The following is a 22876-nucleotide window of genomic DNA, read 5'->3' as shown; positions in this document are numbered from 1 at the left end:
ATGGAGATTCGCGGACCGGTCCTCCTTCCGGCGGAGCGGGAGGACGTCACCCTGCACACCGCGGACGGCCTCGCCCTCGTGGGCGAGCTCAGCCTCCCCGAGGGTCGCGCGCCCGTGGCCACCCTCGTCACCCTGCACCCGCTGCCCACGGCGGGCGGCTTCATGGACTCCCACATCCTGCGGAAGGCTGCCGGCCGTCTGCCGGCCCTCGCCGACATCGCCGTGCTCCGCTTCAACACCCGGGGCACGACCTCGCCGCGGGGTACGAGCGAGGGCGCCTTCGACGGCGGCGGGGCCGAGCAGTACGACGTCGCCGCCGCGATGGACTTCGTCGTGGCGCGGAACCTCCCGAACCCGTGGCTGCTCGGGTGGTCGTTCGGGACGGAACTGGCGTTGAAATACGGCCGCCGCCATGACGTGACGGGGGCGATCCTGTTGTCGCCGCCGCTTCACCGCACCTCCGCCGACGAGGTCGCCGCGTGGGGCGGAGACCCCCGACGGGTCGTCGTCGTGATTCCCGAGCTCGACGATTACCTCCGTCCTGCGGAGGCGGCCGAGCGCTTCGCCAGCATCCCCGAGGCCGTCCTGATCCCCGTGGAGGGCGGCAAGCACCTCTGGGTCGGCGAGTCTCAGACGCGGCGGGTGCTGACCGAGATCGTCGGCGTCGTCAACCCGGCCGCTCTCCCGCTCCCGACCGAGTGGCCGACGCCCGGGAGCTGAGACCGCCGCTCAGCGCTCGTTCTGGCGGGGGATGATGACCTGGCGGTAGATGATCAGGATGCTGGCGGCCACCGGGATCGCGATGAGCGCGCCCAGCAGGCCGAGGAGTGCGCCTCCTGCCAGGGCGGCGATCACGACGACGGCGCCAGGGATCGAGACCGCCCGGTTCATGATGCGCGGCGAGATGACGTACGCCTCGATCTGCATGTACACGAGGTAGTAGACCGCCGCGATGAGCGCGGTGGTCGGCGTGGAGTCGATCCCCGGGATGAGGCAGGTCAGCACGATGATCGTCGATCCGGTGAGCGTGCCGACGAGGGGGATGAGGGAGAAGAAGAAGGCGATGACAGCGAGCACGGCGGGGAAGGGGGCGCCGATGATCGTCAGGAAGATCGCGCTCAACACGCCGTTGATGACACCGAGGCTGATCTGGCCGATCACGTAGAAGCCGACGGAGTCGACGATCTGCTCGGCCAGGTCGATGAAGCGGGGGCGCTTGGAGGCGGGGACCAACTGGTAGACCGCAGCCTTCAGCGAGGGCGTGGAGGCCGTGAAGTAGATCGTCAGGATCAGCACGATGAACGCGCCGCCGAAGCCGGCGATGACCGCGCCGAGGATCACGATGATGCTGTTGCCGATCGACCCGACGCTCGAGCCGAGGTCGAGCGTCGACCACCAGCCCTCGACGTACGACCACGCCTGATCGACATCGAGAGCGGGGAAGTTCGCCTCCAACCAGGAGCGCACCCCCGAGATGATGTCGTCGAGGTTGCCCTGCTGCACGATCTCGTCGATCTGCGAGACGAGCTGGCCGATCTGGCCGACGATGATGGGCACGACCATCAGGATGATGCCCGCGAAGACCGCCAGCACCCCCAGGATCGTGACGAGCACGGCTGCCCAGCGCCGAAGACCGCGCCGCTCCAGCCATCCGACGATGGGCTCGAGACCGAGCGAGAGGAAGAGGGCGGTGCCGACGTAGAGGAGGATCGTCGACAGGGTCTGCACGCTGCCGATCAGCAGCAGTCCGACTCCGACGCCGAGGGTGGCGACCAGGGCGACGCGGAACGGGTTGTGCAGTTTCACGCGCGTACCTCCTCCTCCCGCCGGCGGACACCGGTCGGTGAGGTCAGACTACGGCGGGCGCGGGCTCATCCCGTGCGGATCGCCCATCGGGACAACTTTCAGCCGTCGTTGGATAGTCTGGAATGTCGATGAAGGGTCTCCACCCGGGAGACCGGTGTTGGGGTGGTGTCTTTCGTGCGTTTCGTGTGGGCCGTGGCGGCCTTTCTGCTGGCCGCCGTGATGATCGGTGCGGGTATCGCGCAACGCACGGTCTTCGAGGGCCCCTCCGCGGCGACGGAGACGATCCAGACCGACGGTGACACGGCCTACACCGTCATCGACGGCGCTGTCCTGACGAAGTTCGCCGGTGCGCAGACGCTCACCGCCCAGGGCGACGGCGCGGTGTTCCTCGCTTACGGACGCACGAGCGACGTGCAGGCCTGGCTCTCCGACACCGACTACAACCGCGTCACGGTGGGCGACGATGGCGCGATCACCACGTCCGCCGTCGAGCCGACTCCCACGGAGGCCCCGACTCCCGCGGCGGGCGAGCAGGCTCCGGCCGAGGACGCGGCTGCCGCCCCCCGCGCGCCGGCGGGGAGCGACCTGTGGCTGGAGGAGTTCCAAGAGGACCGGCAGTTGACGACCTCCCTCCAGCTTCCCGACACGATGAGCGTGCTCCTCGCGTCCGACGGTGTGGCGCCCGCGCCCTCCGAGATGACGCTGTCGTGGCCGATCGAGGTCACCACCCCGTGGGCGGGCCCGCTGATCGTGCTCGGCTCCCTCGTGCTGCTCGTCGGGATCTTCCTGTACATCCTGGCGATCCGGCACTCGCGTCGATCGCGCGGGCCGCGCCGCAAGGGGCTGCCCATGCCGGTGACCGAGCCCATCGACCTCGCGGTGGAGAGCGAGGAGAAGGGCGTCATCACGGCGGGAGCCGCCCCCACTCGCCGCTCGGCCTCCTCGCGCCGTCGGGCCTTCGTGGCCCTTCCGGCGATCGCCGTCTCCGCTGCGCTGTTCGCCGGCTGCTCGGCCGGATCCTGGCCGCAGCTGGAGCAGTCGCCGACGCCCACCCCGACCGAGACGGTGATCGTGCCCGAGGGTCAGCAGGCGCCCGCCGTCACGCAGGAGCAGGCGGGACGGATCGTCGCCCGCGTCGCCGAGACGATCGCGACGGCCGACACCTCCCTCGATGCCGACCTCGCCGCCACCCGCTTGAGCGGGGCTGCGCTGGCCGAGCGTCGCACGAACTACACGCTGCGCGCGGCGATCCCGGATCGCGCCGCGCCTCCCGCGATCCCGGCGTCGCCCGTCGAGATCGTGCTGCCGCAGGCGTTCGACGAGTGGCCTCGCTCGGTGCTGACCGTCGTGGAGGACAGCACCGACGCGACGGTTGCCCCCACGATCATGCTGCTGACGCAGGATGATCCGTGGTCGACGTACCGGGCGACCTACATCGCCAATCTCGAGGCGTCCGCCGAGCTTCCCGATGTCGCCGCTCCCTATGTCGGGGCGTCTCGCGTTCCGCCGGACTCCGGGTTCCTTGAGCTTGCGCCGGAGGACCTCGCATCCGCCTACGCCGACATCATCGACAACGGGGACAAGAGCGCCTACTGGGCTCAGTTCGACACTCAGGGCGACCAGCTGCTCGCGGGGATCCAGGCGAACCGGCAGCAGCGCATCGACGCGCTGAACGAGACCGGCACCGGCACCGCGACACTGGAGTTCGACTCCGTGCCGGGCACGCAGGAGCCGTTCGCGCTCGCGACCCTCGAGGGCGGCGCGATCGTGGCCGTCAACGTCAACGAGAACGATACGGTGAAGCCGAGCAACCCCGACGCGGTCATCAAACTCGACAACAACCCGACCGTGCGAGCGTTGACCGGGGTCGAGCAATCGGCCACCGGGTTCACCACGACGTTCGCCGATCAGATGTTCTTCTACGTTCCCGATCCAGGGTCGACCGAGCAGATCCGTCTGCTCGGCTACCGAACCAGCATTCTCGAAGCAAAGGTCATCCCGTGAGCACTCCTGCACCCGGCGCCGTCATGCGCGGCGCGGTCGATCTGTCCGCCCTCCGCAACCGTCCTCAGCCGCCCGCTCCCGGCGCCCCCACCGACACGGCTGCGCCCAGTGTGCCGTCGCTGGTGATGGACATCACCGACGAGACCTTCGGCGCGATCCTCGAGCTGTCGCGCACCGTTCCCGTCGTCGTGGACCTCTGGGCGGAGTGGTGCGGGCCGTGCAAGCAGCTCTCGCCGATCCTGGAGAAGGTCGTGCGCGAGCTCGACGGGCGGGTCGTGCTCGCCAAGGTCGACGTCGACGCGAATCCCCAGCTGGCGCAGGGGTTCCGCGCGCAGTCCATTCCGCTCGTGGTCGCCCTGCTGGGAGGGCAGCCCGTGCCCATGTTCACGGGAGCGGTGCCCGAGCAGCAGGTGCGCGACGTCTTCACACAGCTGCTGCAGGTGGCGGCCCAGAACGGCGTGACCGGATCCGTGGTCGTCGGCGACCAGCCCGAGGCGGCAGAGCCCGTCGAGGCGCCGCTGCCGCCGCTGCACGTCGAGGCGTTCGACGCCATCGAGGCGGGAGATTACCCGCGGGCGATCGCCGCCTACGAGCAGGCTCTCGTCGAGAACCCGCGCGACGACGACGCGCGGGCGGGACTCGGCCAGGTGCGCCTCCTCGACCGGGTGCAGGGCGCCGACCTGCAGGAGGCACGGGCTGCGGCTGCCGCCGCACCGCTCGACCTCGAGGCCCAGTTCCTCGTCGCCGACCTGGATCTCGCCGGCGGCCACGTCGAGGATGCGTTCGACCGCCTCCTCGAGCTCTTCGCGGCCCTGCCGTCCGAAGAGCGCGCTCCCGTGCGCGAGCGTCTGCTCGAGCTGTTCGGCCTCGTCGGCGACACCGACCCGCGCGTGCTGCGTGCCCGCGGTCGGCTGTCGTCGCTGCTGTTCTGAGCAGCATCCGACTCTTCCCCTGTCACGAACCGTGGGTGTGACCCGCACTTCGTGACAGGAGAGCAGATGATCGGATGCTTCCCCTGTCACGAACTCCGGGTGTGACCCGCACTTCGTGACAGGGGAGCAGGAGACCGGCTCAGGCGATCGCGGTGGGCTGGCCCTCGTGCTTGAGCCAGAGCGCCCCGAGGGGCGGCAGTGCGAGCGTCGCGTGACCGGCATCGTCCGCGCGGACGACGCCGAAGTTGCCCACGCCCGATCCGCCGAAGGCTTCCGCGTCGCTGTTGAGGATCTCGGTCCACGCGCCGCTCTCGGGGAGGTCGAGCGCGTAGTCGAGCAGGGGCGCGCCCGAGAAGTTGCAGATGACGACGACGGTGTTGCCGTCGAAATCGCGACGAGCGAACGCCAGCACGCTGGGGTTCCACGTCGGCCCGCCGAGGCGGTGGAAGGCAGCGCCGTCATGGTCGCGTTGCCACAGGGCTGATTCCTCGCGGTACACCCGGTTCAGGGCGGCGACGAAGTCGTGCAACTGCGCGTGGGAGGGCTGCTCCAGCATCCACCAGTCGAGACCGCGGCCCTCCGACCACTCCGACATCTGAGCGAACTCCTGGCCCATGAACAGCAGCTGCTTGCCGGGGTGACCCCACATGTACGACAGGTAGGCGCGCATGTTCGCGAGCTTCTGCCAGTGATCGCCCGGCATGCGTCCGAAGAGGCTGCCCTTGCCGTGCACGACCTCGTCGTGACTGATCGGCAGCACGAAGTTCTCGCTGAACGCGTAGACGAACGAGAACGACAGCTCGCCCTCGTGGTGCCCGCGGTACAGCGGGTCCCGCCCGATGTACTGGAGCGAGTCGTTCATCCAGCCCATGTTCCACTTGAAGCCGAAGCCGAGTCCGCCCTCGCTCGTCGGCGCGGTCACCCCGGGGAAGCTGGTCGACTCCTCGGCGATCATCGCGATACCGGGGTAGCGCTTGTACGCCGTGGCGTTGACCTCCTGAAGGAAGCGCATGGCCTCGAGGTTCTCCCGGCCGCCGTACTGGTTCGGTGCCCACTCGCCCTCGTCGCGCGAGTAATCGAGGTAGAGCATCGAGGCGACGGCGTCCACCCGCAGTCCGTCGACGTGGAATTCCTCGAGCCAGTACAGGGCGTTCGCGACGAGGAAGTTCCGCACCTCGGCGCGACCGTAGTCGAAGATCAGGGTGCCCCAGTCCTTGTGCTCGCCGCGGCGGGGATCGGGGTGCTCGTAGAGGGGTTCGCCGTCGAAGCTGGCCAGAGCGAAGGCGTCCTTGGGGAAATGACCGGGAACCCAGTCCATGATCACGCCGATGCCGGCCTGGTGCATCCGATCGATCAGGTAGCGCAGGTCGTCGGGGTCGCCGAAGCGACTGGTGGGCGCGTAATAGCCGGTGACCTGATACCCCCACGATCCGCCGAAGGGGTGCTCGGCGAGCGGGAGGAACTCGACGTGCGTGAACCCCTGGGCGGTCACGTAGTCGATGATCGGGTCGGCGGCCTCGCGATAGCTCAGCCCCGGGCGCCAAGAGCCGAGGTGCAGCTCGTAGATCGACACCGGCTCGTCGACGAGCGGGCGCTGCGGGCGCTCGGTCATCCACGCCTCGTCGTTCCAGGCATACGCGGATTCGGTCACGATCGACGCCGTCGCCGGGGGCACCTCGGCGAGTCGTGCCATCGGATCGGCCTTCATGATCCATTCGCTGGCGCGGGTGAGGATCTCGAACTTGTAGACCGTTCCCGCAGCGAGGCCCGGCACGAACAGTTCCCAGACGCCGCTCGAACCCATCGAGCGCATCGCGTGCGCCTGGCCGTTCCAGCCGTTGAAGTCGCCGACGACGCGCACGGCCCGGGCATCGGGTGCCCACACGGTGAACGCCACACCGGTGGTGCCGCCGTGCTCGCGCACGTGGGCGCCGAGCACGCGCCAGAGCTCCTCGTGCCGGCCTTCGCCGATGAGGTGCAGGTCGATCTCACCGATCGTGGGGCCGTGACGGTAGGGGTCGTCGGCGGTGTACTCCGAGTCGTCCTCGTACGTCGAGGAGACGGTGTAGGAATCGGGATGCTGCGGCACGACCGCTTCCCAGATGCCGGCGCGCAGGTGGGCGAAGTCGGCGACCGACCCGTCGTCGAGGTGCGCGGCGACGCTGGTCGCGAGCGGACGGCGCGTGCGCAGCAACCAGGTGCCGTCCTCGCCCGGGTGCACGCCGAGTACGCCGTGCGGGTCGTGGTGGCTGCCGGTCGCGATCGTGTCGAGCACGGTGTCGTCGGGGGCGTGGGCGGTCATCGGGTCTCCTTGACGCGCAGGATGTGCACGGGTTCGACGAACGCGTCGAGGCGCACGAAATTGTGCTGACCCCAGGTCCACTGTGCGCCGGTGATCAGGTCTTCCACCTCGAAGGTGTCGTCGGGGCCGAGGCCCCAGACGCTCACGTCCAGGTGCACGGTGGTCTCGCGCACCGAGTGCGGGTCGAGGTTCGCCACCACCAGCAGCGTGTCGTCCGCACCGGTGGGGCTGAGCGCCGCGGGGAGGTGCTTGGAGTACACCAGCACCGCCTCGTCGTCGCTCCAGTGCACCGAGAGGTTGCGCAGCTGCGCGAGAGCGGGATGAGCGCGACGGATCTCGTTCAGGCGGCGGAGGTAGGGCGCGAGCGAGTCGCCGTTCGTTTCGGCCGCCTCCCAGTCGCGCACCTTGTACTCGAACTTCTCGTTGTCGATGTTCTCTTCGGACCCCGGGCGGGCGACGTTCTCGAAGAGCTCGTAGCCGGCGTACACCCCGTACGTGGGCGCGGCGGTCGCCGCGAGCGCGGCACGCACCTTGTAGGCCGCCCGACCGCCGAACTGCAGGTACTCGGTGAGGATGTCGGGGGTGTTGACGAAGAGGTTGGGCCGGAGGAAGTCGGCGGTGTCGTGGGAGAGCGCGGTGAAGAACTCCTCCAGCTCCTCCTTCGTGTTGCGCCACGTGAAGTACGTGTAGCTCTGCTGGAAGCCGGCCATCGCGAGACCCTGCAGGGGAGCGGGGCGTGTGAACGCCTCCGCGAGGAAGACGACGTTCGGCGATTCCGCGCTGACGGTGGCGATCAGCCATTCCCAGAACTGGAGGGGCTTGGTGTGAGGGTTGTCGACGCGGAAGATCTCGACGCCCTGGGCGATCCAGTGCCGCACGACGCGCAGCACCTCGGCGCGGATGCCCGCGGGATCGTTGTCGAAGTTGACCGGGTAGATGTCCTGGTACTTCTTCGGGGGGTTCTCGGCGTAGGCGATCGAGCCGTCGGGGAGCGTGGTGAACCACTCGGGGTGCTCGGTGACCCAGGGGTGGTCGGGCGAGGCCTGCAGCGCCAGGTCGAGAGCGACTTCGACACCCTGGGCCCTGGCGGCGACCACGAAAGCGCGGAAATCCTCGAGGGTGCCCAGGTCGGGGTGCACGGCGTCATGTCCGCCCGCGGCCGAACCGATCGCCCAGGGCGAGCCCGGGTCGCCCGGCTGGGGGTCGAGGGTGTTGTTGCGGCCCTTGCGGTTGCGCTCGCCGATCGGGTGGATGGGCGGGAGGTACAGCACATCGAACCCCATGCCGGCGACGCCGGGAAGGCGGCTCTGGGCGGTGATGAACGTGCCGCTGGTGATCGTGCCGTCCTCAGCGCGCACCGCGCCCTCGGAGCGGGGGAAGAACTCGTACCAGGCGCCCACGCCCGCGCGTTCACGCTCGACGAGCAGATCGCGCTTGTCGTCGAAGGACACCAGCGGGGCCAACGGGCGGTCGGCGAAGAAGGCGGCGATCTCGGGGTCGCCGACGATGTCGAGGGAGGCGTCGTCGCTGAGATCCTCATCGCGCAGTGCTGCAGCCGCAGCACGCAGGGCGGTGCGCTCCGCGAGCGGGCGGTCCTTCTCGGCGAGGGCCGTCTCGAACAGGCGGGCGCCCATCTCCCGCATCAGGGCCGCGTCGACGCCGGCCGCGATCTTCACCTCGGCGGCGTGCTGCCACGTGGCGAACTCGTCGGCGAAGGCTTCGAAGCGGAAGGACCATATGCCCTGCTCGAGCAGCACGACCACGGTCGACCACCGGTCGAATCCGTCGTTCAACGGGGTGAGGCGGTGCAGCGACTCCTCCCCGGACGGCGAGAACAGCCGCACGTGGGTGCCGATGCGGTCATGCCCTTCACGGAAAGCGGTGACGACGAACGGCACTGCTTCGCCGGCGTAGGCGCTGGGTCGGAACCGCCCGCCGGGAACGCTGGGTGAGGGGAGAGCGAGGGGGATGCGCGGTGTCGTCGTCGCGCCGGGCGACACCGTGGGGGTTGCCGGACGAGGGGGAATCGACGAGGCGCTTCGCCAGGCCGGGGGAGTCTGATTCTGCGTCGTGAGAGCCACAGAGCGAACCTACCGCGCTCGCTCGATGGCCGCGGGCTATCACGCGCCGGTTGACACGCGGGCTCGGATCAGTCAGCGCGGAAGAGCTGCATCGCGGCGCCGGGGAGCGCGACGGTGTCGCCCGGCGCGAACGTTCGGGTGGTGTCTGCGGGCCGTTCGTCCACGCTTGACCACAACGACACGAAGCTCTCCACGCCGTCGAGGCGGGGCAGGATGACGTCGACCGGATGCTCCGCACCGTGCACGATCAGCAGGATGCGGTTGAGCTCCTCGGTCTCGGGGGTCGAGGTGGCCACGTACTGCAGCGTGCGGTGCGCGGGGTCGGCCCACCGTTCCGGCGCCATCGTCGCTCCGAACTCGTCGAACCAGCTCAGGACGGAGGCGGACGGCGTCGTGGCGTCGGGCCGGGCGTAGTGCACCGGACGCAGGGCGGGATTCTCCCGGCGGAGGCGGATCAGGGTGCGGACGTGTTCGGTGAGGTCCTGCTGCCACTGCGCGTGCTCCCACGCGAGCCACGTGAGCGGCGAGTCGTGGCAGTAGGCATTGTTGTTGCCGCGCTGCGTGCGACCGAACTCGTCGCCCGCGGTGAGCATGGGAACTCCGGCCGACAGCAGCAGTGTGCCCAGGAGGTTGCGCATCGCGGTGCGGCGGGCTGCCAGGACGCGCTCATCGTTGGTCGCACCTTCCGCGCCGTGGTTGAAGGACCGGTTGGTGTCGGCACCGTCGCGGTTCTGCTCGCCGTTTCCGAGGTTGTGCTTCACGTCGTAGGAGACGAGGTCGCGCAGGGTGAAGCCGTCGTGCGCCGTCACGAAGTTGACACTCGCGAGCGGACCCCGCTCGGCGCTGAAGGTGTTCGACGACCCCGCCAGCCGCGTCGCGAACCCCCCGATACCGGTGGGGGAGGTGTCGGCGCGGCGGGCGTAGTCGATGTCGCTCAACCAGAAGTTGCGCACCCGATCGCGGTAGCGGTCGTTCCACTCCGACCACCCGTCGCCGAAGTTGCCGGTCTGCCAGCCGCCCAGCCCGACATCCCAGGGTTCGGCGATCATCTTCACTCCGGCCAGCTTCTCGTCGTGCAGGATCTGCTGGAGCAGAGGATGCTCCGGGGTGAAGGCGTGGTTCTCATCGCGCCCCAAGGTCACCGCGAGGTCGAAGCGGAAGCCGTCGATCTGCACTTCGTCGGCCCAGTAGCGCAGGGAGTCCAGCACGAGGCGGGACGCAGCATCCGTCGCCGTGTTGACGGAGTTGCCGCAGCCGGTGACGTCGATGTAGTCGCCCTCCTCGGTCTGCCGGTAGTACGAGCGATTGTCGATGCCCCGCAGGCTCGAGCGGGGTCCGCCGATCCCCTCCTCAGCGGTGTGGTTGTAGACGACGTCGAGAAGCACCTCGAGGCCGGCCTCGTGCAGGAGCTTCACCATCCCCTTGAACTCGCGCAGGATCGCCTCGGGCCCCTCACGGCGGCTCTGCTGCGTGGCGTAGGCGCCGTGGGGGGTGAAGAAGTTGAGGGAGTTGTATCCCCAGTAGTTCGTCAGGCCGAGCTGGAGCAGTCGAGGCTCGGTGGCGAACGCGTGCACGGGCAGCAGTTCGATGCTCGTGACGCCGAGGCCCAGGAAGTGCTCGATCATCGCGGGATGGGCGAGTCCCGCGTAGGTGCCGTGCAAGGCGGGCGGCACACCGGGGTGCCGCTTGCTCATGCCCTTGACGTGACCCTCGTAGATGACGGTGCGATCGAGCGGCGTTCGCGGCTTCTCGACCCCGCCCCAATCGAACCCGCCGTCCACGACGACCGAGCGCCAATCCTCGAATTCGCCCGAGACGAGGCCCCGGGAGTAGGGCTCGATCAGCAGGGTGCGGGGGTTGAAGGTGTTGCCGACGCCCTGCGGCCCGCCGACGCGCACGGCGTAGCGCGATCCTGGTCGCAGGTGCTCCGTCGTGACGCTCCAGACGCCGCCGCCGACCGGCTCGAGCGGGAGGACGGCGATCGCCCAGTCGAGGTCGGTGTCGTCGAAGAGCACGAGCTCCACGGCATCGGCGTGAGCGGACCAGATGCGCAGCGTCATGGCGCCGTCGCCGGCCCGGGTGACGCCGAGTCCGTCGAGTGAGGGGGACAGCAGCCCGGCAGTGGACGTGACGGCGGGCGGCTCGGGGCGGACCATGCGACCTACAGTAGTAATGCTGCGCGTCGGCGACGTTTCGAGCGAGGAGGCGGCATGTCGATCTATCTGGATCACGCTGCGACCACGCCGTTACGACCCGAGGCGCGGGATGCGTGGCTGGCCGCCCAGGAGATCGTCGGCAACGCTTCGTCGATCCACGGCGGTGGGCAGGCGGCTCGACGCGTGCTCGAGGGCTCTCGCGAGCGTCTGGCCGCCGTGCTCGACTGCGACCCCGTCGAGGTCGTGTTCACCTCCGGTGGTACGGAAGCGGTCAACCTCGCCGTCAAGGGGCTGTGGTGGGCGCGGCCCGCCGGCGTGGACGCGATCGTGCTGCCCGACGGTGAGCACCATGCGACGACCGATGCCGTGGCGTGGTTGGCCGCGTCGCAGGGCGCCGTCGTGCGGGCGGTGCCGCTGGATCCCCTCGGGCGGATCCGCCTCGACGCGTTCGCCGAAGCCCTGCCGGGAGCAGCGGTCGCGACGGCGCTCGTCGCGAACAACGAGGTCGGCACGGTGCAGGACCCCGTGGCGCTCGCCGCTGCCGCCGCTCGCGCTGGCGTGCCCCTGCACCTCGATGCGGTGGCCGTTCTGGGGCACCTCCCGGTGTCGTTTCGTCGGTGGCGGGGGGATGCTGCGGGCCCCGGCGGCCTCATGGCCGTGAGCGTGTCTGCGCACAAGGTGGGAGCCCCGGTCGGTGTGGGAGCGCTGGTCGTCGCCCGTCAGGTCTCGCCGACTCCGTTGTTCCACGGCGGCGGCCAGCAGCGAGGCCTGCGAGCCGGGACCCAGGACATCGCGGGGGCCGCGGCCTTCGCCGTCTCGGCCGAGCTGGCCGAGTCGGAGCGCGAGGCGGAGGCGCGTCGCCTGAGCGCCCTGCGCGATGCGCTGGCCGACAGCATCCGTTCGACCCTCCCCGCCGCCGCCGTGCTCGGGGATCCGCTCGAGCGTCTGCCCGGCAATTTGCACGTGCTCTTCCCGCAGGCGTCGGGTGAGACGTTGCTGTTCCTGCTCGATCAGGCGGGAATCTCGGTGTCGACGGGTTCGGCCTGCCAGGCGGGCGTCGCCGAACCGTCCCACGTGGTGCTCGCCCTCGGTCGAGATGAGCGCGAGGCGCGCTCGGTGCTGCGCTTCTCCCTCGGTCGCACCTCGAGCGAGGCCGACATCGCCGCCGTCGCGGCGGCCCTTCCCGCGGCCTACGAGCGCGCGGTCGCAGCGCGCTGAGAACGACGTTCGGGGACCACTCATCCGTGGCCTCGTAGACTCGAAGACATGCGAATACTGGCGGCCATGAGTGGCGGGGTGGACTCCGCGGTGGCCGCGGCACGAGCCGTCGACGCCGGGCACGACGTCGTGGGTGTGCACCTTGCGCTTTCTCGCGCCGGTGGCACGCTGCGTGCGGGCAGTCGCGGGTGCTGCACGATCGAGGATGCGATGGATGCGCGGCGCGCGGCAGACCGGCTGGGTATCCCGTTCTACGTCTGGGACTTCTCCGAGCGGTTCCGCGATGACGTGATCGACGACTTCATCTCGGAGTACCGCGCCGGGCGCACACCCAACCCGTGCATGCGCTGCAACGAGAAGATCAAGTTCGCCGCTCTTCTCGAGCGTGCCGTCGAACTCGGCTTCGACGCCGTGTGCACCGGGCACTACGCGACGCTCGTCGACGGTCCGCAGGGACGGGAGTTGCACCGCGCGTCGGATCAGGCCAAGGACCAGTCCTACGTGCTCGGCGTGCTGACGGCCGGACAGCTCGCGCACACCTATTTCCCGCTCGGCGAGACGCCCTCGAAGGCACTCGTACGCGCCGAGGCTGCGGAGCGCGGCCTGACCGTGGCGCAGAAGCCCGACAGTCACGACATCTGCTTCATCCCCGACGGCGACACGCGCGGGTGGCTCGCCGAACGGGTGGGCGCGGAGCAGGGGCAGATCCTCGACCGCGAGGGCGCTGTCGTCGGGCGCCACGATGGCGCCCTGGCGTTCACCATCGGCCAGCGACGGGGACTGCAGCTCGGCGTTCCCGCCGACGACGGCAAGCCGCGCTTTGTGCTCGAGATCCGACCGGTCTCGAACACGGTGGTGGTCGGCCCGAAAGAGGCGCTGGCTACGGCCGAGATCGCGGGAGAACGCTTCTCGTGGGCGGGTCGTGCGCCCGAGGCGCAGGACTTCGCGTGCCACGTGCAGATCCGCGCTCACGCCGATCCGGTGCCCGCTCACGCCCGCGTGGCAGACGGTGTCGTCACCGTCGTGCCCGACGAACCCTTCGACGGGGTGGCCCCCGGGCAGACCGCGGTGCTCTACGACGGCACGCGGGTTCTCGGACAGTTCACGATCGCCCGCACGGTCTCCGCGGTTCCCGTTTCGGTCTAGCCCCCCACCGGGTGTCGGCCGCCCTTCGTAAACTGACGGGGTGATTGACGGCGCTGACGACCTTCCCGACGTGACCCTCGCCGAGGCGCGTGATGAAGTCGTGCAGCTCAGCGAGCGCATCACCGGAGCGCGGGATGCCTACTACGGTGACGACGCGGAAGTCGTGGACGACGCCACCTACGACGGGTGGATCCGCAGGCTCGAGGCGCTGGAGCGGCTCTACCCCCAGTTGCAGGGGCAGGACAGTCCGACGCTGACGGTGGGAGCCGCATCCGGAACGCTTTTCTCTCCCGTCGAACACGCCGAGCGGATGCTGAGTCTCGACAACGTCTTCAGCGACGAGGAGTTCCTCGCGTGGGCGGCGAAGGTCGAGCGCGATGCAGGGCGCCCGGTGAACTACCTCTGCGAGTTGAAGATCGACGGGCTCGCGCTGTCACTGCGATACGAGCGCGGTCGCCTCGTGACGGCCGCGACCCGGGGCGACGGACGCGTGGGCGAGGACGTGACCGAGAACGTCCGGCAGATCCGCGGCATCCCCGAGCGCCTCGTCGGGGAGGGGCATCCTGAGCTCGTCGAAGTGCGTGGTGAGGTCTTCTTCGATGTCGCCGACTTCGAGTCGCTGAACGCCTTCCAGGCATCGGTCGGAGATCGACTGTTCGCCAATCCGCGGAATGCGGCTTCGGGATCTCTGCGCCAGAAGACCGAGGGCAAGAACGACAAGCAGCTGCGGGCGATGCACGAGCGGCTCTCGCGGTTGCGGATGACGGTCCACGGCATCGGCGCCTGGCCCGATCCGCCGGTGCGCACGCAGAGCGAGATGTACGAGCTGCTCGCCTCGTGGGGACTGCCCACCAGCGCCTACTTCCGGGTCACCCCCACGGCGGCCGGGGCGGACGAGTACATCCGCCATTACGGTGCTCACCGGCACGACGTCGAGCACGAGATCGACGGGGTGGTCGTCAAGGTGGACGATCTGGCCCTGCACGACGAACTGGGTGCGACGAGCCGGGCTCCGCGGTGGGCGATCGCCTACAAATACCCGCCCGAGCAGGTGAACACGAAACTGCTCGACATCGTCGTGTCGGTCGGTCGCACGGGGAGGGCGACGCCCTTCGCGGTGATGGAGCCCGCCTTGGTCGCCGGGAGCGTCGTCCGGCAGGCGACCCTGCACAACCAGGACGTGGTCAAGGCCAAGGGCGTGCTGATCGGCGACACGGTCGTGCTGCGCAAGGCCGGTGACGTCATTCCCGAGGTGCTGGGCCCGGTGGTGGAGCTGCGCGACGGCACCGAGCGGGCGTTCGTAATGCCGACCGAGTGCCCGGAGTGCGGCTTTCCCCTCGCGCCGGCGAAAGAGGGCGACATCGACCTGCGGTGTCCGAACACCCGCGCCTGTCCGGCGCAGGTGCGTGGGCGGGTCGAGCACGTCGGATCGCGGGGAGCCCTCGACATCGAGGGTCTCGGCGAGGTCTCGGCAGCCGCTCTCACCCAGCCGGTGCGGCCGGAGACACCGCCGTTGGCGACGGAGGCGGGTCTGTTCGACCTGCGAGCCGAAGACCTCTTCCCGATCGACGTGGTCGTGCGCGACGCCGAGACCGGGTTGCCGCGGCTGCTCGACGACGGGACACCCGACACGCGTTCGCCGTTCCGCCGGCAACGCAAGAAGACGGATGCTGCCTACGATCCCGCCGGGCCCTTCGACGGCGACGCGGCGTTCGTGCTGTCGCGAGCGGCGTTCGATCTGCTCGAGAACATCGACAGAGCCAAGACGAAAGAGCTCTGGCGCTTCCTCGTCGCGCTGAGCATCCGTCATGTGGGGCCGGTCGCGGCCCGTGCGCTGGCCCAGTGGTTCGGGTCGGTGGATGCCATTCGAGCCGCAACCCGGGATGAGCTCGCCGCGGTCGAGGGCGTCGGTGGCATCATCGCCGATTCGCTGGTCGCGTGGTTCGCCGTCGACTGGCACCGCGACATCGTCGAGCGGTGGGCGGCTTCGGGGGCTCAGCTCTCGACCCCGGATCACCCCGGCCCGGGTGCGGCCGAGGTGAGCGGCGGGGTGCTCGAGGGCATCACGGTCGTGGCGACCGGGTCGCTCGAGGGGTACTCCCGCGAGGGCGCCCAGGAGGCGATTCTGCGCGCCGGCGGGAAGGCCGGGTCGAGCGTGTCGAAGAAGACCGACTTCGTGGCCGCAGGGCCGGGAGCGGGGTCGAAGCTCGGCAAGGCCGAGGAACTCGGCGTGCGCATCATCGATGCCGCGCAGTTCCATCTGCTCGTCACCGAGGGGCCCGCGGCGTTGCTGCTCGCCCTGGGCGACGGCGAGGCGGATGCCGATGCTGACACGGATGCCGGTGCCGATGCGGATGTCGAGGCCAATGCCGCAGGCTCCGGCTCGGAAACGGGTGAGCAGAACTCAGCCGACTGAACGCTGCGGCGGGGCACGTCGTCGGTCACCCGGTGTCGTCGTGGCGGCGCCTCTGCATGATGGGGGACGTGGTCGCGGGTCGCCAGCGGAGGTAGGGCTCGCACCAGCCGGGGGCTCTCACTTCCGGGACGCCGTGGTTCATCCGCACTTCCCACCCGTTCGAATCCAAGGTGCGGTGATGGTGCCAGCAGAGCATCACCCCGTTGTCGGTATGAGTGGGCCCGCCGCGCGCGGCTTCGATGACGTGGTGCATCTCGCACCACGACGCTCTCACCCGACAGCCCGGGATGATGCAGTTCCCATCCCGGAGGGCCGCAGCCTTGCGTTGGTGGGCCGCGAAGATTCGGTCTTTCACCTCGATCGACAGGATGCGCCCCCGCTCGTCCTGAACCACCCGTTGGATCGTGCCCGTGCACCCCACGTGGCGTGCGACCCGCAAGGGGAGAGGTTCATCGATCCCATCGATGTGCGCAAAACCTGTTCCGGAGGCGAGGTCCTCCTGCGTCGCGGACACCACGAGCGTCGGTGCGCCCCCACCCAGGGTGGGAACCTCACCGCTCCGGGCAGCCACCGTCAGGATCGTGCCGAGCGCATCGTGGTTCTTCTGCGACGGCGATCGCTTATCGGCTGTGCACTCCACCCCGGCATCCGGATCGTGGGGATCGCTGGAATCGGCACCGTCCTCGACGAAGTTCGGGCCCGACAGCTTGTGGTTCAGGATCGCGTCGTTGAGTAACTGCCATTGCGCGGCGACTTCGGGCAGCAGCATTCCTCGCACGGAGACGAGGCCCTCCCGGCATACCCCGAACGTGAGCCCGCGCCGGCGAGCCGCGCGACGATCCCGCGGCTCGGCACCGTCGGCGTCGAGCACCATCGCCCATACCTGGGCCTGCATCCGCAGCTCGTCCGCCGACGCCGGCGGTGCGCCCTGCACCCCGTCGCCGCGTGCCGACGCGGCAAGCTCTGCGTCGGCCGCTTCGCGTTGCGCGTAGACGGAAAGGGTCGCGTCGATGACACTCGCGACCGCGGCGACACCGTCGACCCCGACCATCCCCTCACCCAGGGCGTCGCGCATCGCCGGGAATCGTGCCGGCAGCGTCTCCCCGCTCGTCACCGCCCGCGACCGAGACACGGCCTGCCCCGCAGTGACGAACTCCCCGGCTCGCCGCCCCGACATCCGCGTCACCCTCTCCAGCAACTCCCGCACGGTGCGACACCCGAACCGGGTCGTCATCCGCTCACCGGGGCGCGGGGAATCCGACCGCTCCGACACCTCCCCGGCAGCCTCGACCAGAACCGCCTCGAGGGGACTCAGCAGGGCGGCGGCAGCATCCATCACCGCCACGATCTGCGCCTCGGACGCGTCCCTCATCACTCCGTCCGTGAACGCCGCAGCGACCGCGTCCGTCACCTGCTCGCGCAGCTCGCGGAGGGTGTCGAGGAGGTGTTCCATACCTCTATTCTGCCGAGGGCCTCCGACATTGCCTGGCCGAGAACGGCCCAGATCAGCGGGGAGAACTGACCCTGTGGACAAGAGGCCGAGAACGTGATCTGGGGAGGAGCGAATCCCCCTCCGCCAGACCCTGAGCGCGACCCGATCACACCTCAGCGGCGGGACCTCAGGGCTCGGTCGTGCTCGCCAGAATCGACTCGCGCACTTGGCGGCGCAGCACCTTTCCGATCAGCGACTTCGGCAGTTCGTCCACCACGACGATGCGCCGCGGCACCTTGTACGGGGTGAGGATTCCGCGCGCGAACGCGCGTACGGCCTCGACGTCCACCTCGGCGCCGGGCGCCGCGACCACGGCCGCGACGACGTCTTCACCGGAATGTCCGCTCGGCAGTCCGACGACCGCCACATCCTCGATCTGCGGATGCTGACGCAGAACGTTCTCGACCTCCGTGGGGGCCACGTTGAAGCCGCCCGTGATGATGAGCTCCTTGATCCGATCGACGATCCGCACGAAACCCGCTTGATCGATCGTGACGATGTCGCCGGTGCGGAACCAGCCGTCGATGAAGGCCTCCTCCGTCTCCTCGGGCTTGCCGTAGTAGCCCCCGAAGACTTGCGGTCCTCGGACCAGCAGCTCGCCGCGTTCTCCCGCGGGCACGTCCTTCGTCGGTTCGTAGGGATCGACGACGCGGCATTCGGTGCCGGGCAGCGGCAATCCGACGGTTCCGGGAACGCGGTTGTCGGCGACGGGATTGGCCATGAGCACGGGCGAGCATTCGCTCAGGCCGTAGCCCTCGACGAGATATCCGCCCGAGTCGCTCTCGAACGGCACGACGAGATCGTGGGGAAGGGCCATGGCTCCCGAGATGGCGACCTCGGTTCCGGTGAGCGGGATGCCCTTCTCGATCGAGGCCTTCAAGAGTCGCTCGGCGATGGGGGGAACGAGCGGCAGGAAGGTCGCCGGATGCTTCTTCGTCACCGCGAGCACCATGTCGGGGTCGAAACGGGGGAAGAGCACGAGCCGCGCGCCCATCGACATCGCGAAGGTGAGGCAGAGCGTGAGGCCGTACGCGTGGAACATCGGCAGGACGGCGTACACGACGCAGCCGTTGCCGCGGATGATCTGGGGAACCCACGCCCGCGACTGGGCGGCGTTGGAGAGCAGGTTGCGGTGGGTGAGGGCCGCACCCTTGGGCGCGCCGGTCGTGCCGCTCGTGTACTGGATGATCGCGAGATCGTCGGTTTCGGGCCGCGGATGCGACGCCGCCAGCGGCGAGGACTCGAGAAGGCGTTCCCACGTGACGGTCCCGGAGACGCGTTCGTGCAGGGCGGCCCGGGACTCGCGAGCCTTGGCGATGGGCAGGCGCAGGGCGAGCCGGGTGGTCAGCGGCATGGCGTGCGTCACATCGATCGAGACCAACGTCGTCACCTGCAGATCGGCGGGGAACTCCTGGATGGTCTTCACGACCTTGCTCCACACGATCGCGTGCTTCGCTCCGTGGTCCTCGAACTGCTTGCGCAGCTCGCGCGGGGTGTAGAGCGGGTTGTGCTCGACCACCACGGCGCCCAGGCGCAGCACCGCGTAGAACGCCACGATGTGCTGCGGACAGTTCGGCAGCACGATCGCGACCGGGTCGCCCGCGCGCACGCCGAGCGCGCGAAGCCCTTCCGCCGCCCGGGCGATCTGCCCCTGCAGGGCGCGGTACGTGGTTTCGCGCCCGAAGAACTGCAGGGCGGGCGCCTCGGGGTAGTCGCGCACCGAGGCATCGACAAGATCGACCAGCGACCCCGTGACCGGCTCGAGATCGTCGGGAACACCCGCCGCATAGCTGGCGATCCAGGGGCGCGGTGGCTCGTGCGTCATCACGCGCACAGCCTAGCTACGCCTCATGGCCGTCGAGACCGCCCCCACCCTCCGGTCGCGGGCGGTGGGCCGAACTAGACTGGGGGAGTGTCTGAAATCACCCCTGATCTCGTGCGCCATCTCGGTGTGCTCGCCCGAATCCAGCTCAGCGAAGAGGAGGTCGAGCGTCTGACCGGACAGCTCGACGTCATCGTCGACAACATCGCCAAGGTCTCGCAGGTAGCCACCCCCGAGGTGGCGGCGACGAGTCATCCGATCGCGCTGCAGAACGTCTTCCGTCCCGACGTTCCCGGCGTGGTGCTGAGTCGTGATCAAGTGCTGCAGAACGCTCCCGAGGCGACGGAGGATCGATTCCGCGTCACCGCGATCCTGGGGGAGGAGCAGTGAGCGACCTCACCCGCCTGACCGCGGCCGACCTGGCCGCGGCGATCGCCAGCGGCGAAACCTCCAGCGTCGAGGCGACGCGCGCCCACCTCGACCGCATCGCGGCCGTCGACCCCGACGTGCACGCCTTCCTGCACGTCAACGAGCAAGCGCTGGCCGTCGCCGAGTCGATCGACCGTCGCCGCGCGGCCGGTGAGCACCTCGGCCCTCTCGCAGGCGTCCCCCTGGCCATCAAGGACGTCCTCGTCACGACCGACATGCCCTCCACGAGCGGGTCGCGGATCCTCGAGGGCTACATGTCGCCCTACGACGCGACCGTGGTCGCCCGTGCCCGCGCGGCGGGTCTCGTCGCTCTCGGCAAGACGAACATGGACGAGTTCGCGATGGGTTCCTCCACCGAGCACTCCGCCTACGGGCCGACCCACAACCCGTGGGACCTCGATCGGATCCCCGGGGGATCCGGCGGCGGCTCCGCGGCCGCGGTCGCCGCGTTCGAGGCGCCCCTCGCCCTCGGCTCCGACACGGGCGGCTCGATCCGCCAGCCCGCGCACGTCACCGGAACCGTCGGACTCAAGCCCACCTACGGTGGCGTGAGCCGCTACGGCGCGATCGCGCTGGCATCGAGCCTCGACCAGGTCGGCCCCGTCACGCGCACGGTGCTCGACGCCGGGCTGCTGCACGACGTCATCGGCGGGCACGACCCGCACGACTCGACGTCGCTGACCGACGTGTGGCCCTCGTTCGCCGACGCCGCCCGTGAGGGTGCTCGGGGCGACGTGCTGCGGGGCCTCAAGGTCGGAGTCATCCGCGAGCTGCCCGACAGTGGCTTCCAGGCAGGGGTCTCGTCGTCGTTCCACGCCGCGCTGGCCGTCATGGAGGCGCACGGCGCGGAGATCGTCGAGATCAGCGCTCCTCACTTCGAGTACGGCGTCGCCGCTTACTACCTGATCCTCCCCGCGGAGGCATCGAGCAACCTCGCGAAGTTCGACTCCGTGCGCTTCGGCATGCGCGTCACCCCCCATGCCGGCGCCACGGTCGAGGAGGTCATGGCCGCGACCCGCGAGGCGGGCTTCGGCGACGAGGTCAAGCGCCGCATCATCCTGGGCACCTATGCGCTGTCCGCGGGCTATTACGACGCGTACTACGGCAGCGCGCAGAAGGTGCGGACGCTGATCCAGCAGGACTTCGCGAACGCCTTCGGAGCGGTCGACGTCATCGCGACGCCCTCCGCGCCGACGACGGCGTTCCGCATCGGGGAGAAGATCGACGACCCGCTGCAGATGTACCTGAACGACGTCACCACGATCCCCGCGAACCTCGCGGGGGTTCCCGGGATCTCGATCCCGTCCGGGCTCGCACCGGAGGACGGGCTCCCCGTCGGCATCCAATTCCTGGCCCCCGCTCGAGAAGACGCCCGTCTGTACCTTGTGGGCGCAGCTCTCGAGGCAGCCCTCGTCGATTCGTGGGGCGGCCCGCTGCTGGACCGTCTCCCGGCCCTCCGGGAAGCCTCGACACCCGAAAGAGGAAACGTCTGATGGCGAAGAGTGCACTGATGGACTTCGACGAGGCCCTCGAGAACTTCGAACCCGTCATGGGGTTCGAAGTCCACGTCGAATTGAACACGGCCACGAAGATGTTCTCGCCGGCGCCGAACCCGGCCAACTCGGCGAACCACCACGTCGGACCGAACACGGTGGTGGCCCCGGTCGACATGGGTCTGCCGGGAGCTCTCCCCACTGTGAACGGCGAGGCCGTCCGCTACTCGATCAGCCTGGGGCTCGCCCTGGGCTGCTCGATCGCGCCGTCCAGCCGCTTCGCGCGGAAGAACTACTTCTACCCCGACCTCGGGAAGAACTATCAGATCTCGCAGTACGACGAACCCATCGCCTTCGAGGGCGAGGTGGAGGTCGAACTCGCCGACGGCACCGTCGTGACGGTGCCGATCGAGCGCGCCCACATGGAAGAGGATGCGGGCAAGCTCACCCACGTGGGCGGCGCGACCGGCCGCATCCAGGGCGCCGAGTACTCGCTCGTGGACTACAACCGCGCGGGCGTTCCGCTCGTCGAGATCGTGACGAAGCCGATCTACGGGGCGGAGCACCGTGCGCCGGAGATCGCCAAGGCGTACGTGCAGACGATCCGCGACATCGTGATCTCGCTCGGCATCTCCGAGGCCCGCATGGAGCGCGGAAACCTCCGCTGCGACGCGAACGTCTCGCTCCGTCCGCGGGTCGCGGCGGGTGAGGAGCCCGCACCGCTGGGCACCCGCACCGAGACGAAGAACGTCAACTCGATGCGCTCGGTCGAACGTGCCGTGCGGTACGAGATCCAGCGGCAAGCCGCGATCCTGGCCGCCGGCGGCTCGATCACCCAAGAGACCCGGCACTGGCACGAGGACACCGGTACCACCTCGCCGGGGCGGCCGAAGTCGGATGCTGACGACTACCGGTACTTTCCCGAGCCCGACCTGCTGCCCGTCGCGCCGACGGAGAGCCTCATCGAGGAGCTGCGCGCCGCTCTCCCCGAGCCGCCCGCCGCTCGCCGGCGCCGCCTGAAGGCCGAGTGGGGTTTCACCGACCAGGACTTCCAGGGCGTGGTCAACAGCGGACTGCTCGCGGAGGTCGGCGCCACGGTCGCTGCCGGAACCACGCCCACCGCCGCCCGCAAGTGGTGGACGGGCGAGATCAGCCGCATCGCGAACGCGCAGAACCGCGAAGCATCCGATCTCGTGTCGCCGGCCGAGGTGGCCGCGTTGCAGCTGCTCGTCGACGACGGCACCCTCACCGACAAGCTGGCCCGCCAGGTGCTCGAAGGGATGATCGCCGGCGAAGGAACACCGCAGGAGATCATCGACGCCCGCGGTCTCGCCGTCGTTTCTGACGACGGTGCTCTGATCGCCGCCATCGACGAGGCGCTGGCCTCTCAGCCCGACGTGCTGGAGAAGATCCGCGACGGCAAGGTGCAGGCCGCCGGTGCGATCATCGGCGCGGTCATGAAGGCGATGAAGGGTCAGGCCGACGCCGCTCGCGTTCGAGAGCTCGTGATCGAACGCGCCGCGCAGTAGACGAGCGGATGCTGCGAGCCGGCGACGCATGTCGGTGGCCCGCGGGAGGA

15 protein-coding genes are annotated in these 22876 nt (G+C 69.5%); 9 read left to right on the top strand and 6 right to left on the bottom strand.

Going from position 1 to position 22876, the window contains the following annotated elements:
- Entirely contained in the window at nt 1–720 is a 720-nt protein-coding gene (locus ACFXP5_RS03355; protein WP_394543502.1) for an alpha/beta hydrolase, read from the top strand.
- 9 nt (nt 721–729) lie between these two features.
- Here ACFXP5_RS03355 and ACFXP5_RS03350 read toward each other — a convergent pair whose 3' ends face one another.
- On the bottom strand, nt 730–1806 hold the full coding sequence (locus ACFXP5_RS03350; protein WP_394543501.1) for an AI-2E family transporter: 1077 nt from the start codon (nt 1804–1806) through the stop codon (nt 730–732).
- Nucleotides 1807–1998: 192 nt separating this feature from the next.
- Between ACFXP5_RS03350 and ACFXP5_RS03345 the strand changes: the two genes are divergently transcribed.
- The gene (locus ACFXP5_RS03345; RefSeq protein WP_394543500.1) at nt 1999–3810 is read left to right on the top strand and encodes a DUF8094 domain-containing protein; all 1812 of its coding nucleotides are present in this window, start codon (nt 1999–2001) and stop codon (nt 3808–3810) included.
- Entirely contained in the window at nt 3807–4742 is a 936-nt protein-coding gene (locus tag ACFXP5_RS03340; RefSeq protein WP_394543499.1) for a tetratricopeptide repeat protein, read from the top strand. The genes ACFXP5_RS03345 and ACFXP5_RS03340 overlap by 4 nt, the downstream gene beginning before the upstream one ends.
- A 139-nt stretch (nt 4743–4881) precedes the next feature.
- On the opposite strand, the gene glgB is transcribed toward ACFXP5_RS03340, so the two are convergent.
- The 3 genes from glgB to glgX form a co-directional block, all read right to left on the bottom strand.
- On the bottom strand, nt 4882–7044 hold the full coding sequence (gene glgB, locus ACFXP5_RS03335) for a 1,4-alpha-glucan branching protein GlgB (RefSeq protein WP_394543497.1): 2163 nt from the start codon (nt 7042–7044) through the stop codon (nt 4882–4884).
- Nucleotides 7041–9044: an alpha-1,4-glucan--maltose-1-phosphate maltosyltransferase gene (locus tag ACFXP5_RS03330; protein WP_394544173.1), complete on the bottom strand. Its 2004-nt coding sequence runs from the start codon at nt 9042–9044 to the stop codon at nt 7041–7043. Before ACFXP5_RS03330 ends, glgB begins: the two co-directional genes overlap by 4 nt.
- 149 nt (nt 9045–9193) lie before the next feature.
- The gene (gene glgX, locus ACFXP5_RS03325; RefSeq protein WP_394543496.1) at nt 9194–11281 is read right to left on the bottom strand and encodes a glycogen debranching protein GlgX; all 2088 of its coding nucleotides are present in this window, start codon (nt 11279–11281) and stop codon (nt 9194–9196) included.
- A gap of 54 nt (nt 11282–11335) precedes the next feature.
- Here glgX and ACFXP5_RS03320 point away from each other — a divergent pair, with 54 nt between their 5' ends.
- From ACFXP5_RS03320 to ligA, 3 genes are read left to right on the top strand one after another with little or no spacing between them, the layout of a single operon-like run.
- A complete protein-coding gene (locus tag ACFXP5_RS03320; RefSeq protein ID WP_394543495.1) occupies nt 11336–12499 on the top strand; it encodes a cysteine desulfurase family protein in 1164 nt (387 codons plus the stop codon).
- 48 nt (nt 12500–12547) lie between these two features.
- A complete protein-coding gene (mnmA, locus tag ACFXP5_RS03315) occupies nt 12548–13645 on the top strand; it encodes a tRNA 2-thiouridine(34) synthase MnmA (protein ID WP_394543494.1) in 1098 nt (365 codons plus the stop codon).
- A gap of 43 nt (nt 13646–13688) precedes the next feature.
- Entirely contained in the window at nt 13689–16061 is a 2373-nt protein-coding gene (gene ligA, locus ACFXP5_RS03310; RefSeq protein ID WP_394544172.1) for an NAD-dependent DNA ligase LigA, read from the top strand.
- Nucleotides 16062–16086: 25 nt separating this feature from the next.
- Here the strand turns inward: ligA and ACFXP5_RS03305 are convergent, their stop codons facing one another.
- Both ACFXP5_RS03305 and ACFXP5_RS03300 read right to left on the bottom strand, forming a co-directional pair.
- Nucleotides 16087–17514, bottom strand: a complete 1428-nt coding sequence (locus ACFXP5_RS03305; protein WP_394543493.1) for an HNH endonuclease signature motif containing protein — start codon at nt 17512–17514, stop codon at nt 16087–16089.
- Between the two features lie 166 nt (nt 17515–17680).
- Nucleotides 17681–19378: a long-chain-fatty-acid--CoA ligase gene (locus ACFXP5_RS03300; protein ID WP_394544171.1), complete on the bottom strand. Its 1698-nt coding sequence runs from the start codon at nt 19376–19378 to the stop codon at nt 17681–17683.
- A gap of 87 nt (nt 19379–19465) precedes the next feature.
- Here ACFXP5_RS03300 and gatC point away from each other — a divergent pair, with 87 nt between their 5' ends.
- From gatC to gatB, 3 genes are read left to right on the top strand one after another with little or no spacing between them, the layout of a single operon-like run.
- The gene (gatC, locus tag ACFXP5_RS03295) at nt 19466–19765 is read left to right on the top strand and encodes an Asp-tRNA(Asn)/Glu-tRNA(Gln) amidotransferase subunit GatC (RefSeq protein ID WP_394526911.1); all 300 of its coding nucleotides are present in this window, start codon (nt 19466–19468) and stop codon (nt 19763–19765) included.
- Complete coding sequence (gene gatA, locus ACFXP5_RS03290) at nt 19762–21297, top strand: Asp-tRNA(Asn)/Glu-tRNA(Gln) amidotransferase subunit GatA (protein WP_394543492.1); 1536 nt, start codon at nt 19762–19764, stop codon at nt 21295–21297. Before gatC ends, gatA begins: the two co-directional genes overlap by 4 nt.
- The gene (gatB, locus tag ACFXP5_RS03285; RefSeq protein ID WP_394543491.1) at nt 21297–22826 is read left to right on the top strand and encodes an Asp-tRNA(Asn)/Glu-tRNA(Gln) amidotransferase subunit GatB; all 1530 of its coding nucleotides are present in this window, start codon (nt 21297–21299) and stop codon (nt 22824–22826) included. The genes gatA and gatB overlap by 1 nt, the downstream gene beginning before the upstream one ends.
- Nucleotides 22827–22876 lie beyond the last annotated feature (50 nt).

This window comes from Microbacterium hanjuni (assembly GCF_043556395.1).
Lineage (GTDB): Bacteria > Actinomycetota > Actinomycetes > Actinomycetales > Microbacteriaceae > Microbacterium.
Note: the sequence above shows the minus strand (reverse complement) of the source record. Positions and strands in the feature narration are given on the sequence as shown.